The sequence below is a fragment of the Mycobacterium sp. genome (assembly GCF_052144515.1).
GTDB lineage: Bacteria > Actinomycetota > Actinomycetes > Mycobacteriales > Mycobacteriaceae > Mycobacterium.
Genome location: NZ_JBKQQD010000333.1, coordinates 1 through 6,326, shown reverse-complemented (window position 1 = coordinate 6,326; position 6,326 = coordinate 1). Strand labels below are relative to the sequence as shown.

The 6,326-nt window shown below is 66.4% G+C and carries 7 protein-coding genes; 1 reads left to right on the top strand and 6 read right to left on the bottom strand.

The features are described from left to right. Nucleotides 1–3: 3 nt before the first annotated feature. On the bottom strand, nt 4–336 hold the full coding sequence (locus ACLP9N_RS22240) for a hypothetical protein (RefSeq protein ID WP_442409427.1): 333 nt from the start codon (nt 334–336) through the stop codon (nt 4–6). Nucleotides 337–456: 120 nt separating this feature from the next. Between ACLP9N_RS22240 and ACLP9N_RS22235 the strand changes: the two genes are divergently transcribed. After that, nucleotides 457–2,097, top strand: coding sequence for a GMC oxidoreductase (locus ACLP9N_RS22235; protein WP_442409426.1), 1,641 nt, complete (start codon nt 457–459; stop codon nt 2,095–2,097). Nucleotides 2,098–2,180: 83 nt separating this feature from the next. Here the strand turns inward: ACLP9N_RS22235 and ACLP9N_RS22230 are convergent, their stop codons facing one another. The 5 genes from ACLP9N_RS22230 to ACLP9N_RS22210 form a co-directional block, all read right to left on the bottom strand. Next, nucleotides 2,181–3,179: a Gfo/Idh/MocA family protein gene (locus ACLP9N_RS22230; protein ID WP_442409425.1), complete on the bottom strand. Its 999-nt coding sequence runs from the start codon at nt 3,177–3,179 to the stop codon at nt 2,181–2,183. A gap of 9 nt (nt 3,180–3,188) precedes the next feature. Then, complete coding sequence (locus tag ACLP9N_RS22225; protein ID WP_442409424.1) at nt 3,189–3,998, bottom strand: TylF/MycF/NovP-related O-methyltransferase; 810 nt, start codon at nt 3,996–3,998, stop codon at nt 3,189–3,191. Nucleotides 3,999–4,058: 60 nt separating this feature from the next. Then, on the bottom strand, nt 4,059–4,862 hold the full coding sequence (locus ACLP9N_RS22220; protein WP_442409423.1) for an ABC transporter permease: 804 nt from the start codon (nt 4,860–4,862) through the stop codon (nt 4,059–4,061). Next, entirely contained in the window at nt 4,859–5,614 is a 756-nt protein-coding gene (locus tag ACLP9N_RS22215; RefSeq protein ID WP_442409422.1) for an ABC transporter permease, read from the bottom strand. The genes ACLP9N_RS22220 and ACLP9N_RS22215 overlap by 4 nt, the downstream gene beginning before the upstream one ends. Continuing rightward, the coding region (locus ACLP9N_RS22210; RefSeq protein ID WP_442409421.1) for an ATP-binding cassette domain-containing protein at nt 5,611–6,326 on the bottom strand (716 nt) is incomplete at its 5' end. The genes ACLP9N_RS22210 and ACLP9N_RS22215, both read right to left, overlap by 4 nt.

Below are 6,326 nucleotides of genomic sequence, written 5' to 3'. Positions count from 1 at the left end.
GGTTCAGATCGTGTGGTCCTCGCGGAAGGGATCACGCAAAATCGAGCACCTCGGCTCAGCACACGGCATGTCGGTGATGTCAACGACGTCGTCGACGCCGGCCATCATCAGATCCGCGGTGCGGTGCTGGAGGTCGGCGCGGCCGCGCAGGTAAGCCGAGGGCGCGAACTCGAGCACCCGCCGCGGAAAACCGTGCCTGGCCGCCTGACGGCGAAGCTTGCGCGGGAAGCTCCAGAAGCGAACTCGGCTCCCGCATATGTTGCACCGATCTGGGCCCACGAAGCATAGGCGCAGGACGAGGCGGCCGGCGCGACGGCCGGTGTCCGAGATCAGCATGCATCTCGTTCAACAACAGCCGAGTCATTCTTGGCTGTCGCCGGAAAACTCGGATGTTACGATCGCGATTCGCCCAGGCTGCGCCGTGCTTTGGGCCATCATCCGCTGAGGAGTTCGATTTTGGCTGACGGCGACCTGAGTGCGCGCGAGGCCGAACGCGTCGAGTGGGACGTGATCGTCATCGGCACCGGCATGGGCGGCGGAATGCTGGGCTACCAACTGGCCCGCTCAGGCCGGCGGGTGCTGTTCGTCGAGAAAGGGCGCTCGACACTGCCCGGGACACCGAGAACGATCCGTGCTGCCATTCCCGAGCTCGCCGAGCCCCTTTCGGCCCGTTCCCCAGAGGCGTACTACGACGCCTTGGCCCGGGCCGGACGCACAACCGACGAAATCGAAGACATCAGCGGGCGCTTCCCGAAGCGTTTCGTGCCGTTCATCGGTAGCGGCACCGGCGGATCCTCGGCCCTGTACGGCATGGTCTGCGAACGATTTTTCGTTGCCGATTTCACTCCCCGGCAGAATTTCCGCAACCCCGGCGATTCCACCGTGCCCGAGGCCTGGCCGATCAGCTATGAGCAGATGGCGCCCTGGTACGCCGAGGCCGAAAAGCTGCTGGGGGTTCGCGGCCAACCCGATCCCCTGCGCCCGGAAGCCGCCGAGGTCGGCCTGCCCGCCGCACCGCCGTTTTCACCCGAGAATCAATCGCTGGTCAACTATCTGGCGGGCCGCGGGTTGCATCCCTATCACCTGCCGATGGCCTGTGATTACACCGACGGGTGTGCCACCTGCCAGACCTATCTGTGCCCGCAGTCGTGCAAATACGACGCCGCCCGCAACGGCGTGCTGCCCGCGGTTACCGAGCACGGCGCCCAGCTGCTGGCCGAGTGTCGGGTGGTGCGCCTGGAGGCCGACCGCACCCGGATCCAGCAGGTGATCTGCCAACGTCGCACCGACATGCTGGCCCTCAAAGCCAACGTGGTGGTGCTGGCCGCCGGTGCCCTTGCGACCCCGGTGCTGTTGCTCAACTCCCGCTCCGGTGAGTGGCCACGCGGACTGGCCAACGGCTCGGACTGGGTGGGCCGCAACCTGATGCGCCATTTGCTGGACCCGATCGAGGTCTGGCCGCACCCCGACCACAAGACCACCGCGGCAAACAAGGAGATCGGACTCAACGACTTCTATTTCTGGGAGGGGCAGAAATACGGCACCCTGCAATCATTCGGCGCGATACCGCCCATGCAGTGGCTGACCAACCGCCCCGACTGGCGTGGCAAGGCGCTGCGCATGATGAGCCCGGCGGTGCGCCAGATCTACAAGCGGTTCTTCACCGGCGGACTGGTGCTGGCTGCGATGACGGAAGACCTCCCGTATTTGGACAACCGCGTGCTGCCCTACGACCGGCCCAGCCTGGATGGCCGCCAGCGGCTGCGCATTCAGTACCGCTTACATCCCAGTGAGATCGAACGCCGCGCGGCGTTTATGCGCCAACTGAAAGAGGTGTTGCAGCCGTTTCGCAATATGCCCGTTGGGAGCGGCAAAGACAACGCGAACCTGGGCCACGTCTGCGGAACGTGTCGCTTCGGTACCGATCCGAAAACCAGCGTGCTCGACCCACAAAACCGGGCACACGAAGTGGACAACCTCTACGTGGTGGACACATCGTTCTTCCCTTCGAGCGCAGGTTTGAACCCCAGTTTGACGGTCGCGGCCAACGCCTTGCGGGTGGCCGCGCACGTCAACCAGGCGCATTTCGCCACCTGACCCGATCGATCACCTCCGCCTATGTCTCGAGGTGGCACGCCGCGTGTTATCCGAAGTGCGCACTGGGCGAACGGATTTCGCGTTCAGGCCGGCTCGCGGAGCGCAAGGCCGGCGGCGCGATAGACCGCATCGATCAGCCTCATGGTCTCGACCGTGTCTTGCGGCGTCGTCTTCACCGGTTCCCCGCGCAGCACCGCCGCGGCGAAGGCCTCCAGCTGATACGCATAGGTGACGCGCCGCGGGAAGCGCTCCACCCGCTTTCCGTGGGCTGATCGGACCGAGAGCCGAGGCAAGAGGTGCGGTGCCGCCGGACTGAGCCAACGCAGCTCTCCGCGGTCACCCACCACCTTCGCGCTCGCCCGGAACAGGTCCGACGACCACAGCGCGCAACGGACCCGGCCCGTGTGCCCGCCGGCAAACCGCACCTCGGCCGTCATGGCCCGGTCCACCTCATGCCCGCGCAGCTTCGCCCGCGCCGAAACCACTTCGGGGGTCGAACCGCCGAACGTGCGCACCATGTCGAAGGCATAGCTTCCAGCGTCCATTGTCGCCCCACCGGCAAAGGAATACTTGTAGCAGTTGCCGGAAAATTTCGGCAGCAACACGCACACGGCGACATCCACCCGCTGCAGGGTGCCCAGCTCACCCGAGGCAATGATCTGCTCGACGCGCAACGTCAACGGATGGTAGCGGTATTGCGTTGCCGTCATCACCACCCGGTCTGACGTGGCGGCCAGGTCGGCGATCTCGCGGGCCTCGGCGGCGTTGGCGGTGAACGGCTTTTCGCACAGCACGTGCTTGCCCGCGGCCAGCGCGGCCCGGGTCCACCGGCCGTGCAAGCTGTTCGGCAGCACGATATACACCGCATCCAGGTCCGGGTCGGCGACCAGCGCCTCGTAGCTGTCGTGCACACGGGAGATGCCATGTTCGGCGGCAAAGGCTTGCGCACGGGAGCCATCGCGTGACGCCACCGCGGCCACCATCAACTCCGGGTTTCCCCGGGCCGGGTTGATCAACGTCGTCGGTGCGTGGACAGAAGCCCCCAGGATGCCGATCCGCACCGGGACGCCGCCGTCAACCATCCAACGTCCTCATTCCTTGCGCCAGAACACACCGGTCCCGTCTATGTCGACGATCTCCGCGGATATCCCATGTTGAGCGCGGTAATCGGTGACAGCTTGCTCACACGCCTTCACCGCCAGGTAGTCATCGACGATGCCGAATCCCCCGGGGGACAGCCGCGGGTAGAGCGCGTCGAGCGCTTGAATCGTGGATTCATAGAGGTCGCCGTCAAGCCTCAGGACGGCGATGCGATCGATCGGGGCATCGTGCAGCGTGTCTTTGAACCAGCCGGGAAGAAACCGGACTTGGTCGTCGAGCAGCCCGTACCGCTCGAAATTCGCCCTGACTTCCGCTTGGGACACACCCAGAATGCCCGCAACCAACTCCGCCCTGATCCCTTTGTCTGCTTTGTAATTCGCGGGATCCGAGCGCGGCACGCCTTGGAACGAATCGGCGAGCCACACGCGCCGCGTCGCATCCCCGTAGGCCGCCAAAACCGCACGCATCAAGATGCACGCCCCGCCGCGCCACACCCCACATTCGATCAAATCGCCGGGGATGTCTTCGGCCAGCACCGTCTCAACGCACTGCTGCAGACTGGTGAGTCTCTGCATCCCGATCATCGTCTCGGCCTCCGCCGGCCAGTCCAAGCCCAAGTCGCGCGTCGTAGCACCCGTCAAGCGATGCGCATTAGTCCGCTCGAGGATGCGGTTGGCGGCTTTGAAAAAGACACGCCGGCGCAAAGGCCACTGCTCCGGAATTCGCTCGTGCATGCCGTATCGGGTGAGGTTGCGTCGGATCAGGTCAAGGTAGAGCGCGCGGACGTCGTACTCGGTCACGGTTACAACTGCCCCTATCTCGCAAGCCGACGCATCGGGCCTGAGTATAAGCGCCCCGGGTCAGCGTGCGGATTCCGCTGCCACGCGATAGCTCCTGACGGCCAGTGGCCCGAGCACGGCAGCCAGACCGAGAACCCACCCCAGTGACAACAGGAGGTGCCACAGCACGGGACCGCCCTGGGCGAGCGCCCGCATGAACGCCATCGTCGGGGCCATCGGCTGGATCGCGATCACTGGCCGCATCCACGCCGGCGTCGATGCGGGGGCGGACACGCCGGAACTGGCGAACACCAAGCTGATGGCCGGCACGACCAGCCAGAACAGCGCGGTGCCGCCCCTCGACCGCACCGCGATCGCAATGACCGCCATCGCGAACACACAACCGACGAGCACCGGCATCAGGATGAACGGGATGACGGCGAGCCAGCCGTGGGCGAACCGAAGCCCGAGCCCGACGCCGACCGCCGTGATCAACGCGGAACCCACCAGCGTGCGGGCAGCCTCGGCGAGCAGCCTGCCGGTCAGGGCGCTGGCCCGGTGCACGGGCAGTAACCACAGCTGGCTGAGCAGGCCGCTGTCGCGCTCGGCGCCGAGGCTCAGGCCCGCCGCCAGCGACCCGAACATCGCGCCAGCCATCGCGCACATCGGCACCAGACTGTAGAGACTGTCGGTCCCGGCGATCTTCATGATCGACTTGCCGACCAGAAGTTTGTAGGTGATCAGCAAAAAGGTCGGATAGAGCAGGGCCTGGATGGTGATCGCCGACGACCGCCGCCAGTGGGCCAGTTGCTGCCCGGCAAAGAGCAGGCTTTCGACGGCCAGCGAGCTCCGCGGCGGCGCCGTGCCCGCGGTTGCGGTCGTCATGGCGTCCGCCGTTGCATCCGCACCGCGATCGCGCCACACACCACGAGCAGCCCCAGGCACCATGCCACGCTGGTCGCCAGGTTCCCGGCCGCGACGTGGCCGGTGGTGAACCCGCGCAGGGTTTCGGTCACCTGGGATACGGGCTGGTAGCGGACGAAGGGATGCAGCCAGTCGGGGAACGAGTCGACCGGCGCCATCCCGGTGGACAGCATGACCAGCAGCATTTGGGGAACCAGGAGCAACTGACTGGACGCCCCGCTCCTGCCGATCTCGCCCCGTGCGGCCTTGGTCCCCGTGGCGTCGGCGGCGAGCGACAGCGCCAGCGTGAACGTCAGGACAAGAAGGACGAAGGCGGCGGCGTAAACGGGCCCCCCGAACATCCGGAACCCGAACGCATACCCCACGGCGATCGTGGCCAGCAGGCCGAGGGCGCCGCGAAAAAGGCAGTACACCATGCGAGCCGTCAGCGGCGCGACGGTGGAGATGGGCAGCGTGCGGAGCCGGACCCCGAAGTCGGACTGCTGGTCGCGGGCGGCCCGGTCGACGGTGGTCAGCGCCCCGAGAAACATCACCTGGACGATGATCACCGGAAGGAGGTACTGGGGGTAGCTCATCCCGCCGGTGTCGATGACGTTGCCCAGCATGAAGTTGAAGATGACGAAGTTCCCGGCGGGAGCAAGGATCGCGAACGGCAGATCGTCGCGCAGCGTGGAGAGGACGATGCGCTCGGTGAGTGCAGCGAGCGCCGTCACGTGGTGACGCTCTTCGTGAGGTGCAAAAATGCCTCGTCCAGGGACGGCTTGCGCAGCGAGATGTCGGCGAGCTCGACGCCGAGCTGGTCGACCCGGCGAAACACCTCACTGAGTGTGGCGACGCCATCGGGCGCCAGCACCGACACGGTGTTCGCCTCGTCATCGGCCTGGGCGTCCGCGAGGTCGGCGACCGCGGCGAGGATCGCGGGCAGGTCGGCCGGATCGACGGGACTCACGGTGCAGTAGCTGATTCCCACGCGGCGCTTGAGGTCGTCGGCGGTGCCGCTGGCGATGACGCAGCCATGGTCGATGACGACGACCGAATCGCTGAGCAGGTCGGCTTCCTCCAGATACTGCGTGGTGAGCAGGACGGTGACTCCCTGGGCTCGGAGCGAGGCGACCAGGTCCCACACGTCGCGGCGGCTGCGCGGGTCCAGCCCGGTTGTCGGCTCGTCGAGGAAAAGCACCTTCGGCCGAACCACCAGTGCGGCGGCGACGTCGATGCGGCGCCGCATGCCGACCGAATAGGTGTTCACCTTCCGATCGGCGGCGTGCGACATATCGAACTGGTGGATCAACGCGTCGGCGCGCAGTTGCGCATGTTTGCGCCGCATGCCCCGCAGCCGGCCGAACAGCACCAGGTTCTCCCGCCCGGTGAGCTGCCAATCGAGCGCGGCGAGCTGCCCGGTACTCCCGATGCTTGCGCGTACCA

Excerpts from the sequence above, each read along its gene's own strand:
- ACLP9N_RS22230 (WP_442409425.1), bottom strand. The coding sequence starts at position 3,179 with ATGGTTGACGGCGGCGTCCCGGTGCGGATCGGCATCCTGGGGGCTTCT.
- ACLP9N_RS22240 (WP_442409427.1), bottom strand. The coding sequence starts at position 336 with ATGCTGATCTCGGACACCGGCCGTCGCGCCGGCCGCCTCGTCCTGCGC.
- ACLP9N_RS22220 (WP_442409423.1), bottom strand. The coding sequence starts at position 4,862 with ATGACGACCGCAACCGCGGGCACGGCGCCGCCGCGGAGCTCGCTGGCC.